This is a genomic window from uncultured Megamonas sp., assembly GCF_958438645.1.
GTDB lineage: Bacteria > Bacillota > Negativicutes > Selenomonadales > Selenomonadaceae > Megamonas.
In genome coordinates, this window is sequence record NZ_CAUBSM010000015.1 from 24278 (window position 1) to 44418 (window position 20141).

19 protein-coding genes, 1 tRNA gene, 1 other RNA gene and 1 riboswitch are annotated in these 20141 nt (G+C 32.0%); of the genes, 13 read left to right on the plus strand and 8 right to left on the minus strand.

What is annotated here, in order from left to right:
- Window positions 1–58: 58 nt before the first annotated feature.
- From Q5I67_RS09460 to Q5I67_RS09470, 3 genes are all read right to left on the minus strand, one after another.
- Window positions 59–691 carry a PdaC/SigV domain-containing protein gene (locus Q5I67_RS09460; protein ID WP_302487157.1) on the minus strand — a complete coding sequence of 211 codons (633 nt, stop codon included), beginning with the start codon at window positions 689–691 and terminating at the stop codon, window positions 59–61.
- 191 nt (window positions 692–882) lie between these two features.
- Window positions 883–1656 (minus strand): enoyl-CoA hydratase/isomerase family protein, encoded by a 774-nt coding sequence (locus tag Q5I67_RS09465; RefSeq protein WP_302487158.1) that lies wholly within the window; start codon window positions 1654–1656, stop codon window positions 883–885.
- A gap of 10 nt (window positions 1657–1666) precedes the next feature.
- Window positions 1667–2794 carry a glycerate kinase gene (locus tag Q5I67_RS09470; protein WP_302487159.1) on the minus strand — a complete coding sequence of 376 codons (1128 nt, stop codon included), beginning with the start codon at window positions 2792–2794 and terminating at the stop codon, window positions 1667–1669.
- A 99-nt stretch (window positions 2795–2893) separates the two neighbouring features.
- Between Q5I67_RS09470 and Q5I67_RS09475 the strand changes: the two genes are divergently transcribed.
- The 6 genes from Q5I67_RS09475 (at window position 2894) to Q5I67_RS09500 (ending at window position 9611) form a co-directional block, all read left to right on the plus strand.
- Window positions 2894–3181, plus strand: coding sequence for a hypothetical protein (locus tag Q5I67_RS09475; protein ID WP_296897003.1), 288 nt, complete (start codon window positions 2894–2896; stop codon window positions 3179–3181).
- A 107-nt stretch (window positions 3182–3288) separates the two neighbouring features.
- Window positions 3289–3912 (plus strand): GAF domain-containing protein, encoded by a 624-nt coding sequence (locus tag Q5I67_RS09480; protein ID WP_302487160.1) that lies wholly within the window; start codon window positions 3289–3291, stop codon window positions 3910–3912.
- Between the two features lie 123 nt (window positions 3913–4035).
- Window positions 4036–5223, plus strand: a complete 1188-nt coding sequence (dpaL, locus tag Q5I67_RS09485) for a diaminopropionate ammonia-lyase (RefSeq protein ID WP_302487161.1) — start codon at window positions 4036–4038, stop codon at window positions 5221–5223.
- Window positions 5224–5250: 27 nt separating this feature from the next.
- A complete protein-coding gene (locus Q5I67_RS09490) occupies window positions 5251–6432 on the plus strand; it encodes a YgeY family selenium metabolism-linked hydrolase (RefSeq protein WP_302487162.1) in 1182 nt (393 codons plus the stop codon).
- 90 nt (window positions 6433–6522) lie between these two features.
- Window positions 6523–7983, plus strand: a complete 1461-nt coding sequence (locus Q5I67_RS09495; RefSeq protein ID WP_302487163.1) for a sodium:solute symporter — start codon at window positions 6523–6525, stop codon at window positions 7981–7983.
- A 23-nt stretch (window positions 7984–8006) separates the two neighbouring features.
- Window positions 8007–9611: an amidohydrolase family protein gene (locus Q5I67_RS09500; RefSeq protein ID WP_302487164.1), complete on the plus strand. Its 1605-nt coding sequence runs from the start codon at window positions 8007–8009 to the stop codon at window positions 9609–9611.
- Window positions 9612–9688: 77 nt separating this feature from the next.
- On the opposite strand, the gene Q5I67_RS09505 is transcribed toward Q5I67_RS09500, so the two are convergent.
- The 5 genes from Q5I67_RS09505 to Q5I67_RS09525 form a co-directional block, all read right to left on the minus strand.
- The gene (locus Q5I67_RS09505; RefSeq protein WP_302487165.1) at window positions 9689–10441 is read right to left on the minus strand and encodes an amino acid ABC transporter permease; all 753 of its coding nucleotides are present in this window, start codon (window positions 10439–10441) and stop codon (window positions 9689–9691) included.
- A gap of 18 nt (window positions 10442–10459) precedes the next feature.
- Window positions 10460–11149 carry an amino acid ABC transporter permease gene (locus Q5I67_RS09510; protein WP_296897007.1) on the minus strand — a complete coding sequence of 230 codons (690 nt, stop codon included), beginning with the start codon at window positions 11147–11149 and terminating at the stop codon, window positions 10460–10462.
- Between the two features lie 107 nt (window positions 11150–11256).
- The gene (locus Q5I67_RS09515; RefSeq protein WP_302487166.1) at window positions 11257–12117 is read right to left on the minus strand and encodes a transporter substrate-binding domain-containing protein; all 861 of its coding nucleotides are present in this window, start codon (window positions 12115–12117) and stop codon (window positions 11257–11259) included.
- A gap of 40 nt (window positions 12118–12157) precedes the next feature.
- The gene (locus tag Q5I67_RS09520; protein ID WP_302487167.1) at window positions 12158–12883 is read right to left on the minus strand and encodes an amino acid ABC transporter ATP-binding protein; all 726 of its coding nucleotides are present in this window, start codon (window positions 12881–12883) and stop codon (window positions 12158–12160) included.
- A 269-nt stretch (window positions 12884–13152) separates the two neighbouring features.
- Window positions 13153–13479 carry a hypothetical protein gene (locus tag Q5I67_RS09525; protein WP_302487168.1) on the minus strand — a complete coding sequence of 109 codons (327 nt, stop codon included), beginning with the start codon at window positions 13477–13479 and terminating at the stop codon, window positions 13153–13155.
- 151 nt (window positions 13480–13630) lie between these two features.
- On the opposite strand from Q5I67_RS09525, the gene ssrS reads away from it, so the two are divergent.
- The 7 genes from ssrS (at window position 13631) to deoD (ending at window position 20091) form a co-directional block, all read left to right on the plus strand.
- Window positions 13631–13812, plus strand: a non-coding RNA gene (ssrS, locus tag Q5I67_RS09530) — 6S RNA.
- Window positions 13813–14025: 213 nt separating this feature from the next.
- The gene (locus Q5I67_RS09535) at window positions 14026–14721 is read left to right on the plus strand and encodes a response regulator transcription factor (protein WP_296897015.1); all 696 of its coding nucleotides are present in this window, start codon (window positions 14026–14028) and stop codon (window positions 14719–14721) included.
- Window positions 14681–16411 carry an ATP-binding protein gene (locus Q5I67_RS09540; protein ID WP_302487170.1) on the plus strand — a complete coding sequence of 577 codons (1731 nt, stop codon included), beginning with the start codon at window positions 14681–14683 and terminating at the stop codon, window positions 16409–16411. The genes Q5I67_RS09535 and Q5I67_RS09540 overlap by 41 nt, the downstream gene beginning before the upstream one ends.
- 107 nt (window positions 16412–16518) lie before the next feature.
- Window positions 16519–17523: a hypothetical protein gene (locus tag Q5I67_RS09545; protein ID WP_302487171.1), complete on the plus strand. Its 1005-nt coding sequence runs from the start codon at window positions 16519–16521 to the stop codon at window positions 17521–17523.
- 54 nt (window positions 17524–17577) lie between these two features.
- Window positions 17578–17654: transfer RNA gene (locus Q5I67_RS09550), tRNA-Arg, on the plus strand.
- Window positions 17655–17773: 119 nt separating this feature from the next.
- Window positions 17774–17872: riboswitch (TPP riboswitch) on the plus strand.
- Between the two features lie 83 nt (window positions 17873–17955).
- The gene (gene thiC / locus Q5I67_RS09555; RefSeq protein WP_302487172.1) at window positions 17956–19260 is read left to right on the plus strand and encodes a phosphomethylpyrimidine synthase ThiC; all 1305 of its coding nucleotides are present in this window, start codon (window positions 17956–17958) and stop codon (window positions 19258–19260) included.
- Between the two features lie 117 nt (window positions 19261–19377).
- Entirely contained in the window at window positions 19378–20091 is a 714-nt protein-coding gene (gene deoD, locus Q5I67_RS09560) for a purine-nucleoside phosphorylase (RefSeq protein ID WP_302487173.1), read from the plus strand.
- Window positions 20092–20141: the final 50 nt, after the last annotated feature.

Sequence of the window (20141 nt, forward strand, 5' to 3'; positions counted from 1 at the left end):
TACACCTTAAAATCAGCTAAAATTAGCTTTTTAAAGTGTAGTTTTTTTATACTCTTTATTATTTCAAAATAACATCTACAAGACCTACTGCATATGGTGTTATATCATATCTTTGAAACAATACATGCAAATTCATATCTTCATCTAAATAAAATTCTTGAGGAAAATCCTTTACATCTTCAAAAAAATCATATAAATATTGTCCTACTTGGGATTTTATTTCTTTATTTAAATTTTCTACTGTATAAGTATTTTCTCCTGTTTGATTATTTACATTGACTATCTGTGAAAATTGAATTAAATTGCCCTGCTCATCAAAGCTCAATCCATAAGCATACGTATTTGGATGAGCTGCCCCTTTATACATTGTAGAACAATTTATAATCACACTAAAAATTTTATCGCTATTTGCCTTTACTTCATATCCTACAAAACCAGTTACTTCATCACCATTTTTATTTAATTGCTGAACATTTTGATCAAAGTCATTTACAATCTTAGTAATTTGTTTATTTATCCTAGATTTTATTAAAATATTATCTGCATTTACTACTGGATATTTTCCCTGCACATACTCACTACTTAAAGTTTGATCTTGCACTTCATAATAATTTGACTGAGCAAAAGTAATTGATATCGAAAAAACCATTATCATCAATACACCCATTAAAATCTTCCAAGATTTTTGCATAAAAACCCCTCCCTTAAATGCACTTTTTTTCATTATAGCTTAACAATATTAAAAAATTCTTAAAATTACTTGTTATTTACTAAGATTTATATTATTATTAAATTAATCCTTCCTAATTCTAGAAGATATAAGCAAGATAAAAGTCCTACGTTCGGCAATTTCGTAGGACTTTTTATTTTTATATGATTAAATTATTTCCCTTCAAAAATAGGTTTACGTTTTTCTTTAAATGCTAAAATGCCTTCCTTACAATCATTTGTACCTAAACAAAAAGTCTGTACTAAAGCTTCTTCATCTAGAAAGTCTTTTAAATTTGCATATGATTTATTTAACATCTTCTTCATATACATAATAGCCATTGGTGCACCTTGAGCTATTTTTTGTGCTATTTTTTCAGTTTCTATTTTTAAATCTTCTTTAGTGTAAACATGCATTACCATTTTTAACTTTTCCGCTTCTTGGGCACTGATTACATCTGCTGTAAACATCAATTCTTTTGCTTTTTGTAATCCTACTGTTTCTTTTAATAAATACATACCGCCACAATCAGGTACTAAACCAACGTTGACAAAACTTTGAATAAATTTTGCATCTTCACTACTACATACAATATCACAAGCCAACATTAAATTTACCCCAGCTCCAGCAGTAACACCATTTATCATAGCAATTACAGGCTTAGGACAATTTCTTAATTTTAAAGTCATTTCACCTACGCGTTCAATAAAAGCTTTTCTCTTATTATCGTCATTCAAGCTTTCTAAATAACCTAAATCACCACCAGCACAAAAAGCTCTACCTGCACCAGTTAAAATAATTACGCGAATATCTTCATCTTCTACAAAAATATCTAATGCACGATGAAATTCTTCCACTAAATCTGCATTCATTGCATTTAAACTTTTAGGACGGTTTAATGTAATTATCCCTAGATGCTCATTTTTTTCCATTAAAACACTTTGCATATTTGCCACCTCATATTTTTAATAATCTTAAAATATTTTCCATAGTTAATATCATATTTTCTTTGCTTTTCAAGGCTGATTTACTAAATTCCATAGGTTCTTTATTAATGCTAAATATAGCTGTTATACCTTTATTATACGCTTCTTGAATATTTTCACCAATAGCTCCTGTTACCACAATTACAGGAGTTTTATATTTTTGACTGCGATTTGCCACACCCATGACTACTTTTCCATGCAAAGATTGACTGTCAAATTTACCTTCACCTGTAAATACAATATCTGCCTTTGAAACTAACTCATCAAATTTTATCGTATCTAAAATAACATCTATGCCTTTAGTTAATTTACTTTGCAAAAAAGCCATACTGCCTGCACCTAAACCACCAGCAGCTCCAGCTCCCTTGATATCTTTCACCTCAATATGTAAATCTCGTTTAATTATTTTTGCTAAATGAGCTAACCCTTCATCTAATAATTTAACCATATCTTCATCAGCACCCTTTTGAGGAGCAAAAACTGCCGACGCACCTAGTTTGCCACATAAAGGATTATCCACATCACACATAGATATAAATTCTACATCTTTTATCTTTGAATATATATTATTCATGTCAATTTTATAAATTTGAGACAATGTCCCACCTGTTGGTATAAATTCTTGGTTTTGTTCATCTTTAAATTTCACACCTAAAGCAGCAGCCATACCACAACCGCCATCATTTGTCGCACTTCCACCAAGACCTAAAATTATTTTTTTAGCCCCACTATTTATAGCATCTATGATTAATTCACCCACGCCGAAAGTAGTTGTTTTATCTGGCTCTAAGCGATTTTTCACCAATGGCAATCCCGCACAAGCAGCCATCTCTATGACAGCTATATCATCTTTTAACATAGCATAATGAGCTAATATTTTCTGCTCATTAAAAGCATCACTTACCCAAGCACTTTTCTTTTCACCACCAAGAGCATATAAAAAAGCATCTACGGTACCTTCACCACCGTCAGCTACAGGAATACTGATGATATTTGCATCTTCATATAAGTTTTTTATTGATGCTTTCATGATATTACAAACTTCTATAGCAGATAAAGTTCCCTTAAAAGAATCAGGTACTAAAATAAAATTTTGCATAAAATATTTCACACCTCTATTATATTTACTATTTTTTCTATATCTTATATTATATAGTTAAAATTTTTATTTCATTGTATTTATATAGGAGGTTTATCTATGGCTGTAAAAATCACAGGATATTATAAATTACCTAATGAATTTGAACCACAATTAATAGAGTTTGACAAAGTATTCGATATTTCCTTTATGCGTAAATATACTAAATATAAAACTTTTGCCAAATTCTTAGCAGGTGGAAAATTCAATATCACTTGTCAAAAAGATTTCGAAGACTTACCTGAAGAATTAATGGATAAACATGTAGCTAAAAATACTCAATTCAAAACATGGCAAGAAATGCTTGATTTTGCCACAGATAAATATATTCTCAGCCAACAAAAATAATAGTAATATCATCAATTCCTCAATACTCTACTTTTGGATAATATTAAATAATATAATTTTTATGTTATAATTTTATTTAACAAGTAGAATTCAATTGAGGGATTTATATGAAAAGTCTATTACAACAAATACAACCTATTGTGCAAAATACGGCAAATGCTATCGCTAAAGTTATTCAAATGGAAGTCGAAGTAGCAGATAATAATTTTATACGTATTGCTGGAACGGGTAAATATGCTGAAAATATTGGAGAACTCATGAATGCAGGTTTTGTTTATCATCATGTCCTTCAAACAGGAAATATCATTATGATTGAGCATCCTGGTTTTCATATATTATGTAAACCCTGTCCTTATTATGAAAAATGTCCCGAAGATACTGAGCTCGCCGCACCAATTATTTTTCATGGTGAAAATGTTGGTGTTATTGGACTAGTCAGCTTCAACAAACAACAAACGGAACATTTTATAGCACATAAAGAATGGATGATACAATTCATTCAAAAAATGGCAGAACTAATAGCTAGTAATTTAGAAAATATCGCTATCAAATACCCATCTAAAACACCTAATTTAGATACATCATTAAATCTTGCACAATTGGAAAGGAATGCTATAAAAAAAGCCCTTGATTTAGTAAACAACGAAATTAGTAAAACCGACAAAGCGGCTAAAATTTTAGGTATTAGTAGAGCTACATTATATCGTAAAATCAAAGAATATAATTTATAAAATTATTCTTATTGACTTTTGTCTCAAAATGAGATAATATATTCTCGTAATAAGACAAAAGCAACGGTGCTTAAAAACTTATGTTTTTTAAGCACCTATTTTTTTTAGGAGGGAAACGATTATATGCAAATAACAAAAATTTATTCTGATAATAATATAGCAGATGATATAAGTTTTCTCGATTTAACTCATGTTCAAAAAATAAGGGCATTTCATCAGTCTTTTCCTTTATATAAAGAAACTCCACTTGTCAATTTAAAAAATTTAGCAAAAAGAATTGGCTTAAAAAACTTTTTTGTAAAGGATGAGTCCTATCGATTTGGTTTAAATGCTTTTAAAGTTTTAGGTGGCAGTTTTGCTATCGGAAAATACATTACTCAAAAGCTCAATATGGATATATCTGATTTATCCTATGAAAAACTTGTTTCTCCAGAAATACATAAGCAAATTGGCAATATCACTTTTGTAACAGCTACAGACGGAAATCATGGCAGAGGTGTTGCTTGGACTGCAAATCAGTTAAAACAAAAATCCGTTGTCTACATGCCTAAAGGAAGTAGTCTTGAACGATTAAAAAATATTCAAGCTGAAAATGCTGATGCTTCCATCACCAATTTAAATTATGATGATGCTGTTCGTCTGGCTAATGAAAATGCTAAAAAATACGGTTGGGTTGTTATTCAAGATACATCTTGGGAAAACTATCAAGACATACCTCGCTGGATTATCCAAGGCTATAGCACAATGGCTTATGAAGCATATACCCAAATCACTCAAAAGCCTACACATATTTTCATTCAAGCAGGTGTCGGTTCACTTGCCGGAGCTATTACAGGCTTTTTTGCTAATGCTTATAAAGAAGATAAACCGATTATCACTGTTGTTGAACCTGAAACGGCTGATTGTATTTTCCGCACAGCTAAAGCCAACGACCAAAAACTTCATTTTGTAAAAGGCGATATGCCTACAATAATGGCAGGACTTGCCTGTGGAGAACCATGTGATATCGGATGGAACATCTTAAAAAGACATGCTGATTTTTCCATTGCTTGTGCTGACAATATTTCTGCAAAGGGCATGCGCTTACTCGGAGCACCTCTATCTGATGATACTCGTATTATCTCTGGTGAAAGCGGTGCTGTAACTAGCGGACTTGTTGCTGAACTTATGACAAATGACGAATATAAAGATATTCGTGATGAATTACAATTAAACACAAATTCTGTTGTTTTATGTTTCAGTACAGAAGGCGCAACCGATAAACAAAATTATGAAGACATCGTTTGGAATGGAAAATACAGTAATTATTAAAAGAACTCATTAATTGAAGGTGAAGCTATGAACACTACATTCAAACAAGAAGTTATCAATTTATGTCAAGATTTAATTCGCAAATCCAGTTATTCTGGACATGAACAAAATGTAGCTGATATTTTAAAAACCTATATGCAAAAAAATAATTTTGACAAAGTTTTTACTGATAAATACGGCAATATTATCGGATGTATTAAAGGTAATAGACCGGGTCCTAAAATTTTATTTGATGGTCATATTGATACTGTACCTGTTGCTAATGAATTAGAATGGACTTATCCTCCATTTGCAGCAGAAATTCATGATGATAAAATCTATGGACGCGGTACTTCTGATATGAAAGGTGCAGTTGCTGCTATGTGCGTTGCTGCAAAATATTTTAAAGAAGATTTTGGTAATGATTTTGCAGGAGAACTTTATATAGCTGGTGTCGTTCATGAAGAATGTTTTGAAGGCGTTGCTTCTCGTGAAGTCAGCAAAAATATTAAGCCTGATTATGTAATCATTGGTGAAGCTTCTAATTTAAATATCAAAATAGGTCAAAGAGGTCGTGCTGAAATCATTGTAGAAACATTCGGCAAATCTTGTCATTCTGCTAATCCTGAAAAAGGTATCAATGCCGTGTATAAAATGGCAAAAATTATTGAAGCTATAAACACATTAGAGCCACCACATCATGAAATTCTTGGTGATGGAATATTGGAATTAACAGATATAAAATCTTCACCATATCCTGGAGCCTCTGTTATACCTGATTATTGTCGTGCCACATATGACCGTCGCTTGCTTGTTGGTGAAACAAAAGAAAGTGTTCTTGCTCCAATTAAAAAACTTTTGGAAGAAATGATGGCAAAAGATAGTACATTAAAAGTCAATGTTTCTTATAGCGTAGGCAAAGAAAAATGCTATACAGATAATGAAATCACTGGCGAACGCTTTTTTCCTGGTTGGCTTTACAGTAAAAATGATGAATTCGTTCAAAAAGCATATGTACAATTAAAAAACAATGGATTTAATCCAGAAATTACACAATATAATTTCTGTACTAACGGCAGCCATTATGCTGGAGAAGCTAATATAAAAACATTTGGATTCGGTCCATCTAAAGAAAATTTAGCTCATACAGCAAATGAATATATTGAAATTAATCAATTAATAAAAGCTGTCCAATGCTATTACAATATGAATATAGCATTTTTAAAATAAATAAAAATAGCAACGAAGCTAGAAGAATTTTTACTAATCAATAAAAGTAGAAATTTTTCTAGCTTTTTTATTTTTAATAGGAGGTTTATTATGACTGCTTCATTTACTGTTATCGCAATTGTCATTGCTTATATGGCAATTATGTTATTTATTGGTTGGTATTCTAAAAATATGATATCTAGCAATAAAGATTTTATGGTTGCTGGTAGACGACTAGGACCTATTTTAATGGCTGGTACACTCGCTGCTACAGAAATTGGCGGTGGTAGTTCTTTAGGTGTAGTTCAGCAAGGTATGGATAAATTTGGTATTAGTGCTGCTTGGTACGTTATTACAATGGGGTTTGCCTTTATAATCCTAACTTTCTTAGCACCAAAATTTCGTGCTTCTACTGTAAAAACAGTTCCAGAATATTTTCGTCGCCGTTATGGTAAAATTCCTGGATTTATTACCGCTATCATCATGCTCTTGCCACTAATCGGTCTAACCGCTGGTCAAATGATAGCTTCTGCCGTAATTCTTTCTACAATGATTGGTATTTCTTTTAAATTAGCTGTCATTGCAATCTGCGTAATTGTAACAATCTATTCGGTAATGGGTGGTCTTTGGAGCGTTACATTAACCGATTTCATTCAAGTATTCTTCATTGTATTTGGTATGGCTATAGCAATTCCATACGCATTTGATTTAGCTGGTGGCTGGCAAAATGTAGTTAATAATGTCCCACCCGAAACATTTGATTTATTCCATGGTTATAACATCCTAGACATCATCTCATTAACAATTATGTATATAACTACTTTCACAATAGGGCAAGAAGCTGTTTCTCGTTACTATGCTGCCCGCGATGGCAAAGCAGCTCAACAAGGTTCTGTTTTAGCTGCCATCATCAATTTTATATACGGTTTTATCCCAGCAATTTTAGGTGTTTGCGTTTTAGCACTCATCAATATGGGTTCTTTTGATGCTTCTTTATTCAGCGAAGTCGGATCCCGTTATGCTTTACCAACATTAGCAATCCATGCTATGCCACCTGTTATCTGCGGCATTTTATTTGCTGGCGTTATCTCTGCCACTATGTCTAGTGCAAGCTCTGATTTACTCGGTACTGGTTCTATATTTGCAAATGATATTTACCGTGAATTTATCAAACCATCAGCAACAGATGCAGAAGTCATGAAAGTAGCTCGTATAGTTATGATTTTAAGCGGCTTATTATCTCTTTTAGTAGCTTTATTTAATACATCTAGCATTATTACAATTTTAATGTTCTCTTTTTCCTTACGTGCTGCTGGTGCCTTCTTCCCATATGTTCTTGGACTTTATTGGAAAGGTTCTTCTTTTGCCGGAACTATCGCTTCATTAATCTCCGGTACAATCGTTGTCGTTTATATAGAACAAATTTCTCATGGTATGCTATTTGGCTTTAAAATAGGCCAGCCTATTTTACCTGGACTTGTTGTAGCATTTATAGCCTTCGTCGTATTTTCTAAATTATTCCCACCAAAAGAATTTACAACAGAATTAGCACATGATGAACATGAATCTTAATTTACTTTAAGGAAGTCTTATTTATGAAAACACTATTAAAAAATGGACTTATTGTAGATGGAAACAATACTAAACCATATATAGGTAATGTCCTCATAGAAAATAATTTTATAACAGCCGTCGGCAATATAAATACAGATGATGCTGATAATATCATTGAGCTTAACGGTCTAACTATAGCTCCGGGATTTATCGATACTCACAGCCATAGTGACTTAGAAATTTTAAGTCAACCTGACGTTCTGCCAAAAATCATGCAAGGCATTACAACAGAAATTTTAGGTCAAGACGGTATATCCATGGCACCACTACCTATAAAATACATCAATCCATGGTGCAAAAATCTCGCTGGACTTGATGGCGAAAATGATACCATCGATTGGAATTACCAAACTACTAAAAATTACTTAAAAATGATTGATAATATTAAACCTGCATTAAACGAATGTTACCTTGTGCCACATGGCAACATTCGCATGGAAGCCATGGGATTAGATAATCGCCAACCAACTGATAAAGAAATACAAAAAATGTGCGATATAACGCAGCGTGAAATAGAAAATGGTGCTATTGGTTTATCCAGCGGTCTTATTTATATGCCTTGTGCTTATAGTAAAACCGATGAAATCATTGCCATGTGCAAAGTCGTTGCTAAATACGATGGTATCTTTGTTGTTCATCAACGCAGTGAAGCCGATACTATCATAAATTCCATGAAAGAAATCATCGATATAGGCAAAAAATCAGGAGTTAAAATCCATTTTTCCCATTTTAAAGTTTGCGGTAAGAAAAATTGGCAATATGTTGATACTATGTTACGCCTTATTGATGAGGCTGAAAAAGAAGGAATTAAAATCTCCTTTGACCAGTATCCTTATGTAGCTGGCAGCACCATGCTTGGTGTAATCTTGCCACCTTGGGTTCATGACGGTGGAACAAATAAAGTTTTAGAAAGACTCCAAGATAAAACACTCCGCAAAAAAATGATTTATGATATCGAACATGGCATTGATGGATGGGACAATTTTATTGATTTTGCTGGTTTAGATGGCATTTATATAACGAGTGTAAAACATAAGCAAAACGAAAATGCTGTCGGTCTTAATCTCGTCGAATTAGGAAAATTAAAAAATAAAAATCCATATGATGCTACTTTCGATTTATTACTCGAAGAAGAAAATGCAGTCGGAATGGTTGATTTTTACGGCTCTGAAGAACATGTAAAGCGATTTTTACAGCGTCCAGAAATGAATGCTTGCACTGATGGTCTTTTAAGTGGCAAACCTCATCCTAGAGTTTACGGTGCTTTTCCACGTATCCTTGGAAAATACGTACGTGAAGAAAAAGCTCTTAAATTAGAAGAAGCTATTTATAAAATGACAAAAAAACCTGCTAATACATTTCATATCGCAAAACGAGGTCAATTAAAAGCTGGTTATTATGCTGATATCACTATTTTTGATAAAGATACCATTATTGATAAAGGAACTTTCACTAATCCTGTTCAGTATCCTGAAGGTATCCATTACGTATTTGTTAATGGACAAATAGTCATAAAAAATAAAAAACATACTAGTATACGTTCTGGTAAAGTTTTACGCAAACAAGGAATTGATGTTATATTATAAGTTTATAACATGATAAAAATCAATTCAGGAAAAAACACTCCAAAAGTAAGGTTATATTCAAACTTTTGGAGTGTTTTTTATGCACATAATGTTTCTTTTTTATTTTGTAAACGTCTAACTACACAAGATAATGTATAATTTATTATAAAATATATTAGAGCTGCACAGCCAAATAAAACAAATACATCAGATACATTTATAGTATTTGTTCCGTTGTACAAGCTAGCATTACTTAAAATTTTCTTTACACAAGCCATCAATTCAATCGTTGCTACATTAGCTAAAAATGAAGAGTCTTTTATAGTCGTTATAACTTGGCTTAATAATGTTGGTACTACATTTCTATAAGCCTGTGGCAAGATTATATATACCATCGTTTGAAAAGTATTAAAACCTTGTGAATAACTAGCTTCAAATTGACCTTTCGGTACAGCATTAAGTCCACCACGAATTATTTCAGCAATTACAGCTGATGTGAATAATGTTAAAGCTAATGTAGCTTTAAATAATAATTTAGTTTCTACTGAAGACAAACCTAACATACTATGACCAAAAAAACGAGGTACCGGAATGACTATTATACCAATAAAAATCCAAAATAATAATGGCGTATTTCTAAAAATTTCAATATATGCAGTAGCTAACCATTTAAATACAATATCTTTCTTCTTTGTACAATAATTTCTCACCAAAGCCAACACAGAACCAAATATAATACTTAAAAGAACTGCAATCACTGAAATTATTAAAGTGAATACAACACCTTTTAATATAAATACTAAAATAGCTGGCTTTTGCAATATAGATAAACTCGCTAAAAATTCATTCATAATTAAAACATCCTTTTATCATGCCATTACATCTTTTTTCTTTAATCTATTTTCCCATATAGTAGCTAGAGTTGATAATGGGAAACAAATTATAAAGAACAATATACCACAGACAATATAAGCCGGTGCATATGCTCCGCCAGTAGTTGAACCTGTAACAAAATTATATGTTAAGGAAATTAAATCTGAACCACCTATGATATACAAACAAGATGTATTTTTTATTAAATTCACAACTTGATTTACCATTGGCGGTAAGATAATTTTTATACTTTGCGGCAAAATTATATAATACATTTTTTGAACATAATTAAATCCTTGTGATGTTGCAGCTTCAAACTGTCCTCTTGGTATAGAACTTATACCTGCACGAAATACTTCTGCCATATAAGCTCCATGATAAATACCTAAAGATATAATTCCTGCAAATAATATACTTACCTTATATCCCGAAAAAGCCAATATATAATAGAAAACACATAATTGTAATAATAGCGGAGTATTTTGAATAACTTCGACATAGATGCGATTTATCATGCGAAAAAATTTATTAGAACTTGTACCCATTAATCCAATTATTATACCTATAATCAACGATAAAATAATGCCAATAATTGCTGTCTCTAATGTATTTAAAAAACCTAAAATAAAAGTATCTTTATAATTCCATACCATTATCCAATCATTTTTAGAAAAAATTTCTGTCATAAACTTCACCACTAAAATCATTTATAATTTATAAATTACTACATAATAATAAATCTAAAGCCTTATAAAGCTTTAGATTTATTATCATATTTTTGGGGTTTATTAATTTATTTTAAATTGTTTTCAGTAATCAAAGTATCAACTGTACCATCACTTAAACTTTTTTGAACAAAATCTTCTACAACTTTAGATAAGCCAGAACCTTTTTTAGTTGCTATACCATATTCTTGTGGAGCAAATTCTTCTTCAATATAAGAACGGCCAGGTGTATTATAAATAGCTAAAATAGATTTATCTACACAAAATGCATCTACGTCACCAGCACTCAAAGCTGTAGAAATTGCTGGATAATCATCATACTGTTTAAAGCTTACAGCTGTTGTCCATGTTGCTGGATCGAATGTCTTAGCATCATAACCATCTCCAGAAATAACACCTGCTTTAATCATTGCTTCTACTAAAGATTTTGCAGAAGTAGAACCTGAAGATACACCTACTGTTTTACCTTTTAAATCAGCCAATGTTTTAATTCCAGAAGAATTTTCAACTAATACACCTACATGGTCTGTATAGTATGGAGTTGTAAAATCCCAGCTATTTTTTCTTTCATCTGTAATAGTAAATGTAGCAATTACACAGTCAATATCACCAGAATCAAGTAATGCTGTTCTTGTTGCAGCTGTTACTGGAGTAAATTCTACATCAACACCTAAACTTTCTGCTAATTTTTTAGCTAAAGAAATTTCCAATCCAGAATATTCACCAGTTGCTGGATCTTCATAGCCAAAACCTTTAGTTACGTTTTTTACACCAACTTTTAAAGTTCCTCTATCAATGATTTCTTGCACATCACTTGGTACAGAACTAGATGCTGTTTTATTATCAGCTTCACTTCCACAACCTGCCAACATCATAACAGACATACATACTGTTAAAATTCCCATTACCCATCTTTTTAAAATTCTCATAAATAATTACACTCCTCTACACTTTGCTATCTGTTTATATTTAATGAATAATCTTGCCTAAGAAATTCTTTACTCTTTCATTATTAGGATTATCAAAAAATGTAGCTGGTGAACCTTCTTCAATGATTTGTCCATCTGCCATGAAGATTACTCTATCTGCTACTTGTCTAGCAAATCCCATTTCATGAGTTACTACAACCATAGTAATATTCGCTTCTTTTGCTAGTTTTATCATAACATCTAAAACTTCTTGAATAGTTTCAGGATCTAAAGCTGATGTTGGTTCATCAAATAAAATAATCTTTGATTGCGTACATAAGGCTCGTGCAATAGCGATACGTTGCTGTTGTCCACCTGAAAGTGTTAAAGGATAAACATGTGCTTTATCTCTCAGCCCTACTTCATCTAAGTAATGATAAGCTAAATCTTCCGCTTCTTTTTTGCTCTTATGATGTAATTTTATAGGTGCCAATGTTAAATTTTCCAAGACTGTCAAATGCGGATATAAATTAAATTGCTGAAAAACCATTGATATATTATTTTTTATAATCTCTGTTTTATTTTTATGTGTTAATTGTTCACCATTAATAAAAACTTTTCCCTTAGTAGGTTCTTCTAAAAAATTCATACATCTTACAGTCGTCGATTTTCCAGAACCTGACGGCCCAATGATGACTAATTTTTCTCCTTCTTTTACTTCCAAATTAATATCTTTTAATACATGAATACTGCCAAAATATTTTTCTACATGTTCTAGTCTTATCATAAAATACCACCTACTAAATAAAAAAAGGCGTTTCATTGTTATAAACAACAATGAAACGCCTTTTTTTCTAATTTAATATTAAACTTTATTATATTATTAATAATAAAAAATCAATATATCTTATATCCGTAAATTATACAATTTTATTGAAAAAATATTCTTTTTATCAATCTTTTAAAATTTACCTTACAAGATTAAATCTAGTATAGTTAACTTTTATCCGCTTGTCAAGTAATGTAGCTATCTCAAAAATATTCATAAATCAAATTTTATAAATCTTTTAAACTACGAATACCATTTTTTACATAATCAACAGGACGGCTCCAATCAACATGTACACCTGTTGTTTCCCATAAACGAGTAAGTGCTAATTGAAGTGTATCCAAATTGTCTAGTGGATTAATTGTTATTGTTGTGAAATCATGTAATGTTTCATGTGGAATTTGTAAAGTCAATGAAGTATTTAAAAATTCTTCTACATTTTGTTTAGCTACTTCATTTGCCAACACAATATTTACAGATTTTGCACTAGCATCATATTCAATATATCCTAAGTCACTACGACAAGAAATAGCCACACTATAATTGTTTTCCATAAAAAAATCCCTTCTTTTATCAAATAACGTTATATTTATTTTAACTGAGCCTCATGATCTGTGCAAGTAAAAATACAATTACAATTATCCTGCGTTTTAATCTTGCGTAGATTTCATCTTTATGCTATTATATTATCAGTTGATAACGGAGATATGCCTGCAATGTGCGTAGGTCTTTTTATATTGTCTAACCTTACTCTTTCTAAACGGGAATCTGGTGTGATACTTGTACTGCTGAATCGTCTTGAACGAATAGCAAAGCTCTTATCCAGGATACCCACCTGCACCAAGCAGGTCTAGGCGAATAAAAGATAACGGCATTATGGGCATATAAAAAAGCATTGTTTTACTTATCGTAAAACAATGCTTTTTTGTTTATTAAACAAAATACATATTTTGTTAAAATTAAAATATAGCCAAAGTAAAAACTATGTAAAAAATCAAAACATCTCTTGTAGTAAGTATTAAAAAATTTTATACTGATTGTATATGAATATACTATTTATTATTTATTTGAATATATAAATTAAATTATGAGGTGTTCTTATGCAAAAAATTTACTGCGTTGAAGACGACGAAAGCGTTCGTGAGTTAGTCATCTATGCCTTACAATCCTCTGGATTTGAAGCTCAAGGATTTGTAAATGCAGAAGAATTCTTTCCCGCACTAAAAAATAATATACCAGATTTAATTCTCTTAGATATCATGCTTCCTGGCATCGATGGTATTGAAATTCTTAAAGAAGTTCGTAAAAATCCTAAAACACAACATACACCTATCATCATGCTCACAGCTCGTGGCAGTGAATATGATAAAATAACAGGTCTTGATAATGGTGCTGATGATTACGTAACCAAACCATTTGGCGTTATGGAGTTAATCGCACGTATAAAAGCAGTTTTACGTCGTAGTACAAAAATCAATCTAAATGAAAATAAACAAAATGCTGATTTAACAGCTGGAAATGGTTTACTTGTATTAAATCATGATTTTCATAAAGTATATGTAAATAATGAAGAGGTAATTCTAACTTTAAAAGAATTTGAACTTTTACATTATCTATTAAAAAATAAAAATATCGTTATTTCCCGCGATAAAATTATGGACGAAGTATGGGATTATAATTACGCTGCTGAAACACGTACTGTCGACGTACATATAAAGACACTTCGTCATAAATTAGGAGTAGCCAGCAAGTTAATTGAAACAATCCGTGGTGTTGGCTATAAAATCATTGATTGATATGAGTATGAAACAAAAAATATTTAATTATATGTGTTTTTTAGTCTCCATGTCTGTTATTTGTACATTTATCGTAACCTTAACACTATGTTATCCCTTATTTTTTGAACATACAAAGCAAGAGGTTAAAGATGAGGCTACTTATTTAACTTATGTATTTGACCATCATTTAACAGATCCTAAAGATTTACTAAAAGACGCTCAAACCCAAACTCGCATTACTTGGATTGATTCAGATGGCACTGTCTTATTTGATAATAGTGCTGAACCATCTACCATGGAAAATCATCTTTTACGGCAAGAAGTTCAATCTGCTATAAATGATGGTATAGGTGAATCTTATCGTATTTCTACTACACTAGGTACTAATACATATTATTATGCCGTAAAACTAAATGACAAATCCATTTTACGTCTTTCACGCAATAATGTAAGTGCCTATGATATGGTACAAGAAGCATTGCCTATCTTATTAGCAATGATGTTATTAATCTATTTGATTTCCTTATTAGCCGCTCGTCGTATGGCTAGAAATATCATTGCTCCTATCAATGCTATCAATCTTGAACATCCTATCATGAATGACTTATATGAAGAATTAAATCCGATGTTAGTCCGCCTAGAAAATCAAAATGAACAAATACATCAGCAGATGAAGACTTTAAAAAATCAACAACGTGAATTTACCATGATTATCAATAACCTTGAAGAAGGTTTAATCTTAATCAATCATTCCTACAAAATTCTTGCTATTAATCATAGCGTATTGAATATTTTAAATGCCGAAAAAACAGATTACATTGGCAAGAATTTATTTGCATTAGTAAATAATGAGACACTTTATCAAGCAGCTCAAAATGTAATGCGTGGCGAACGACAGGAATTTTATTTTACGCTCGACAAAAAAACTTATCAAATTATCGCTAGTCCTGTAACTAAACACAAGATAGTAAAAGGTGCCTTAATTCTCTTTGTAGATATCACAGAAAAACGCATGGCAGAAAAAATGCGTCAAGAATTCTCTGCTAATGTTTCCCATGAATTAAAAACACCACTTACTTCTATTTCTGGATTTGCTGAACTATTACAAAATAATATGGTCAGACCAAATGATATACCTCTATTTGCAGGCAAAATTTATAAAGAAGCTCAACGTTTAATCAGTTTAATTCAAGATATAATCAAGCTATCTCAACTTGATGAAAAAAATAGTACTTTTATGAAAGAACCGCTTAATCTTTCTGCTATTTGTAAACAAATCATTCTACGTTTAAACGACAAAGCTTTAGCTAAACAAGTGAAAGTCATCTTTAAAGAAAATCCAAATAGTGAAATTATTGGTGTTCGTCAATTAATAGAAGAATTGATTTATAACCTTATTGAAAATGCCATAAAATATAACAAAAATAATGGCTCAGTGAATATTTCACTACTAAATGAAGAAAAAAATTATCTCATTTTACAAATAAAAGATACTGGTATAGGCATAGCGTCAGACGATTTACCACATGTATTTGAAAGATTTTATCGTGCAGATAAATCCCGTTCTCAAATCACTGTCGAAGGTACAGGTTTAGGTCTTGCTATCGTTAAACATATCGTTGAATTTCACCATGCAAATTTAAACATTCAAAGCAAACTTAACGAAGGTACTTGCATTCGCATTCGCTTTTCTTTAAAATCAGATTAAAAAAATTTTTAAACCCCTATTTTAGGGGTTTTCTTATTGTTTAAGCTAAAATTTTTGGTATAATAAGAGAGTAATAATTTTATACTATATAATGAGGGTGCATACTTATGCGATTAATAAAAAATATAATATGTTTAATGGTATTAATGGTTTTCACTTTATTCCATACTCAAATCAGTTTTGCTGCTGATTCAGAATGGTATTGGATTAGTTCAGATGATAAATATAGCAAGTATTTTTCTATGACTAGAATAACGACTGTATCTAGTCAAAATAATATTCCTACTTGTATTGAAGATTGGATAAAAACGGGATATGCTCCTGGTGGTGCAGCTGAAACTATCGCTAATATGAAACTTCCTATCAATGATCCTAATCAATTAGTTTATAGCTTAGCCCGCGTCCAAATTAATCCTCAAGAAAGAACTTTACGTTATATGGAAGAAATCTTCTACGATAAAGATGGTAAAGCTCTTTATACTTTAAAATATGACAATCCTGTAAATAAAGACATCAATTCTCAATCTTTTGATGAAAAATTTTATGCTATGATTGTTGATCGCGTCTTCAATAAAGGTGAAGGTGGTCGTCTCATTTCCAATGCTCGTTGGCTTGGATTATGGAGTAATGAATCTGGCGAAAGCAGTGCTGATACTGCAACACTTCGTCAAATAGATAACAATATCATCGTTTGGATTTGGCAAGAAAATAAAGATTCTGCTGGTAACGTATCTTCCATTCAATTTATGAAAAAAGAATATAATGTCCAAAACTTAACAGCTAGAACATTAAAATATCATTTCTGGTCTCCTGATACTAATTGGATTGATAAAACACCAAATCTTGATCAAAATATGCATTCTATCATTCCAGAAAGCACCGAAGATGTAGAATTCAAGAAAATAAGATATTATGCTAATAAATATCCTGAATGGGCTACACGTTATCAAATAAACAAAACAACTGCTACAGTACCAACTAACACAACAACTAATACCGCAACAACAACACCAACTAATACAACTCCAGTGAATACTACTACTTCACCAGCTGCTAGCGGTGTTACTAATCCAATTGGTTCTGTAGGCCCTATTGGTGCTCCTATAAATTAAAAATTTGCGACTTAAATTTAGTTGTGCTAAAATTTAGCTTATTAACTAAAAACTGCGGCTGTAGCTCAGACGGATAGAGCATTCGCCTCCTAAGCGAAGGGTCGCGTGTTCGACTCACGCCAGTCGCACCATTAACTCAATCATAAATAGTTAAAAATTTAAAGGATATCTTTTTGATATCCTTTTTTTATTTATAATCTTCAACCTTGTTTTTTCTCTAATAATAAACTATAATATAAGAAAATTGAAAAAAATCCACTAGGGGTGCTTTTGAAGCTGAGAGGAATTATTCCGACCCTTAGAACCTGATTTGGTTAAAACCAACGTAGGGAAGTGGCAAATAAATGATAATCACAGCAGATTTGCAACTTTTCTTTGCAATCTGCTTATTTTTTTGCCATTTAGATTTAATTTATTTATGGAGGCAAAATTATGACAATGACACAAATGCAATCAGCTAGAGCTGGTAAAATCACTGATGAAATGAAAATCGTAGCTCAAGAAGAAAAAATGGATGTTGAAACTCTTCGTGAACGCGTTGCCAAAGGTACTATCGCCATTTGTGCTAATATCAATCATCAAAATTTACATCCTTATGGTGTAGGTGAAGGACTTTGTACTAAAGTAAATGCTAATATAGGTACATCTAGTGCTTTTCCAGACCCAGCTCCTGAAATTGAAAAATTAAATGTCGCTATCACATCTGGTGCTCATTCTGTAATGGATCTAAGTACTGGCAATAATATAGATGCTTCTCGTCAAGCAATTTTAAAACACTCCACTGTCATGGTTGGCACTGTACCAATTTATCAAGCAACAGTTGATGCCATCAAAGCCCATGGTGCTGTAGTAAAAATGACAGAAGAAGACTTACTCCATGCCATCGAAAAACAAGCCAAAGATGGTGCTGATTTCATGACCATTCATTGCGGTGTAACTATGGATGTAATCAATCGCATGAAAGCAGAAGGTCGTTATATGGACGTAGTTAGTCGTGGTGGCTCATTCATCACAGGTTGGATGCTCTACAACGAAAAAAATAATCCACTTTATGAACGCTACGATGATATTTTAGATATCTGTACAAAATATGATGTCACAATGAGTCTTGGTGACGGTCTTCGCCCTGGCTGTCTTGCAGATGCCACTGACCATGCCCAAATTCAAGAACTTCTAAATTTAGGCGGACTAGTAAAACGTGCTTGGGATCGAGGAGTGCAAGTAATGGTTGAAGGACCAGGACATGTACCATTTAATCAAATAGCTACAAATATGAAATTGCAAAAAAGCATTTGTCATAATGCTCCATTTTATGTTCTTGGCCCACTTGTCACTGATATAGCTCCAGGATATGATCATATCACTGCCGCAATCGGTGGTACTATGGCAGCTTCTTGTGGTGCAGATTTTCTTTGCTATGTAACTCCTGCTGAACATCTCGCCTTACCAAATGTTCAAGATGTAAAAGACGGTGTCATTGTAACTAGAATTGCCGCTCATGCTGCTGATATTGTAAAAAATGTACCAGGTGCCAAAGATTGGGATTTAAATATGGCTAAAGCCCGCAAAAAACTTGATTGGGAAGAACAAATGAACTTAGCCATTGATCCACAAACAGCACGCCAAAGACGTGCTTCACGTAATCCAGAAGGCACAACTGCTTGCTCTATGTGTGGCGATTACTGTGCAGTAGAAATCGTCAATAAATACCTCGGTGCTACAATCGAACATTGTTAAATTAAAAATGCAGGATAATTCCTGCATTTTTTCATTTATTATGATAAAATTTTTATAGATATTTCAATATATCATTTTAAATTACTATTATTACTATTATTGAAAGAAGGTATTCTCATGAGTAATCATATTGAAGCTAAAATTGGTGAAATTGCCGATGTTGTCTTACTTCCTGGCGATCCATTACGTGCAAAATACATCGCTGAAAAATTCTTAGAAAATCCTGTTTGCTACAATCATATTCGCAATATGTTTGGTTATACTGGAACTTATAAAGGTCATAAAGTTTCTATCCAAGGAACTGGTATGGGTATTCCTTCTATTTCTATCTATGCACATGAATTAATCTGCGATTATCATGCTAAAAAATTAATTCGTGTCGGCACTTGCGGTGGTTTAAAAGATGATGTTCATGTTCGTGATGTAGTCATCGCACAAGGAACAACTACTGATAGTGGCATCGTTGTTCGCACTTTTGGCGATGGACTTCATTATGCTCCACTTGCTGATTTTGAATTGTTAGGCAAAGCATATCATCATGCTAAAAAATTAAATATCCCTGTAAAAATCGGTAATGTATATTGCCAAGACCGTTTCTATGATGAAGAAGTTGACTTACAAAAATTAATTCAATATGGCTGTCTTGCTGTAGAAATGGAAACAGCTGCTCTTTATATGCTTGCCGCTCGTCACGATGTACAAGCACTTGGCGTATTCACTGTAAGTAATCACTTATTTACAGGCGAAGAAACTACAGCTAAAGAACGTGAACAATCCTTTGATTATTGTGAACCGCACACTTGTGGTTTTAATCATGAGTTAGGCAAATAAAATAGTCAGCGTATATAGAAATATGTACGTAGAGATAGACAAAGAGCTAT

What these genes read in the sequence shown, in the direction of transcription:
- Q5I67_RS09490 (WP_302487162.1), top strand. Translation starts at nt 5,251, where the DNA reads ATGAACACTACATTCAAACAAGAAGTTATCAATTTATGTCAAGATTTA.
- Q5I67_RS09520 (WP_302487167.1), bottom strand. Translation starts at nt 12,883, where the DNA reads ATGATAAGACTAGAACATGTAGAAAAATATTTTGGCAGTATTCATGTA.
- Q5I67_RS09535 (WP_296897015.1), top strand. Translation starts at nt 14,026, where the DNA reads ATGCAAAAAATTTACTGCGTTGAAGACGACGAAAGCGTTCGTGAGTTA.
- Q5I67_RS09510 (WP_296897007.1), bottom strand. Translation starts at nt 11,149, where the DNA reads ATGACAGAAATTTTTTCTAAAAATGATTGGATAATGGTATGGAATTAT.
- Q5I67_RS09465 (WP_302487158.1), bottom strand. Translation starts at nt 1,656, where the DNA reads ATGCAAAGTGTTTTAATGGAAAAAAATGAGCATCTAGGGATAATTACA.
- Q5I67_RS09505 (WP_302487165.1), bottom strand. Translation starts at nt 10,441, where the DNA reads ATGAATGAATTTTTAGCGAGTTTATCTATATTGCAAAAGCCAGCTATT.
- dpaL (WP_302487161.1), top strand. Translation starts at nt 4,036, where the DNA reads ATGCAAATAACAAAAATTTATTCTGATAATAATATAGCAGATGATATA.
- Q5I67_RS09515 (WP_302487166.1), bottom strand. Translation starts at nt 12,117, where the DNA reads ATGAGAATTTTAAAAAGATGGGTAATGGGAATTTTAACAGTATGTATG.
- Q5I67_RS09475 (WP_296897003.1), top strand. Translation starts at nt 2,894, where the DNA reads ATGGCTGTAAAAATCACAGGATATTATAAATTACCTAATGAATTTGAA.
- Q5I67_RS09470 (WP_302487159.1), bottom strand. Translation starts at nt 2,794, where the DNA reads ATGCAAAATTTTATTTTAGTACCTGATTCTTTTAAGGGAACTTTATCT.
- Q5I67_RS09500 (WP_302487164.1), top strand. Translation starts at nt 8,007, where the DNA reads ATGAAAACACTATTAAAAAATGGACTTATTGTAGATGGAAACAATACT.
- Q5I67_RS09495 (WP_302487163.1), top strand. Translation starts at nt 6,523, where the DNA reads ATGACTGCTTCATTTACTGTTATCGCAATTGTCATTGCTTATATGGCA.
- Q5I67_RS09480 (WP_302487160.1), top strand. Translation starts at nt 3,289, where the DNA reads ATGAAAAGTCTATTACAACAAATACAACCTATTGTGCAAAATACGGCA.
- thiC (WP_302487172.1), top strand. Translation starts at nt 17,956, where the DNA reads ATGACAATGACACAAATGCAATCAGCTAGAGCTGGTAAAATCACTGAT.
- Q5I67_RS09460 (WP_302487157.1), bottom strand. Translation starts at nt 691, where the DNA reads ATGCAAAAATCTTGGAAGATTTTAATGGGTGTATTGATGATAATGGTT.
- deoD (WP_302487173.1), top strand. Translation starts at nt 19,378, where the DNA reads ATGAGTAATCATATTGAAGCTAAAATTGGTGAAATTGCCGATGTTGTC.
- Q5I67_RS09525 (WP_302487168.1), bottom strand. Translation starts at nt 13,479, where the DNA reads ATGGAAAACAATTATAGTGTGGCTATTTCTTGTCGTAGTGACTTAGGA.
- Q5I67_RS09545 (WP_302487171.1), top strand. Translation starts at nt 16,519, where the DNA reads ATGCGATTAATAAAAAATATAATATGTTTAATGGTATTAATGGTTTTC.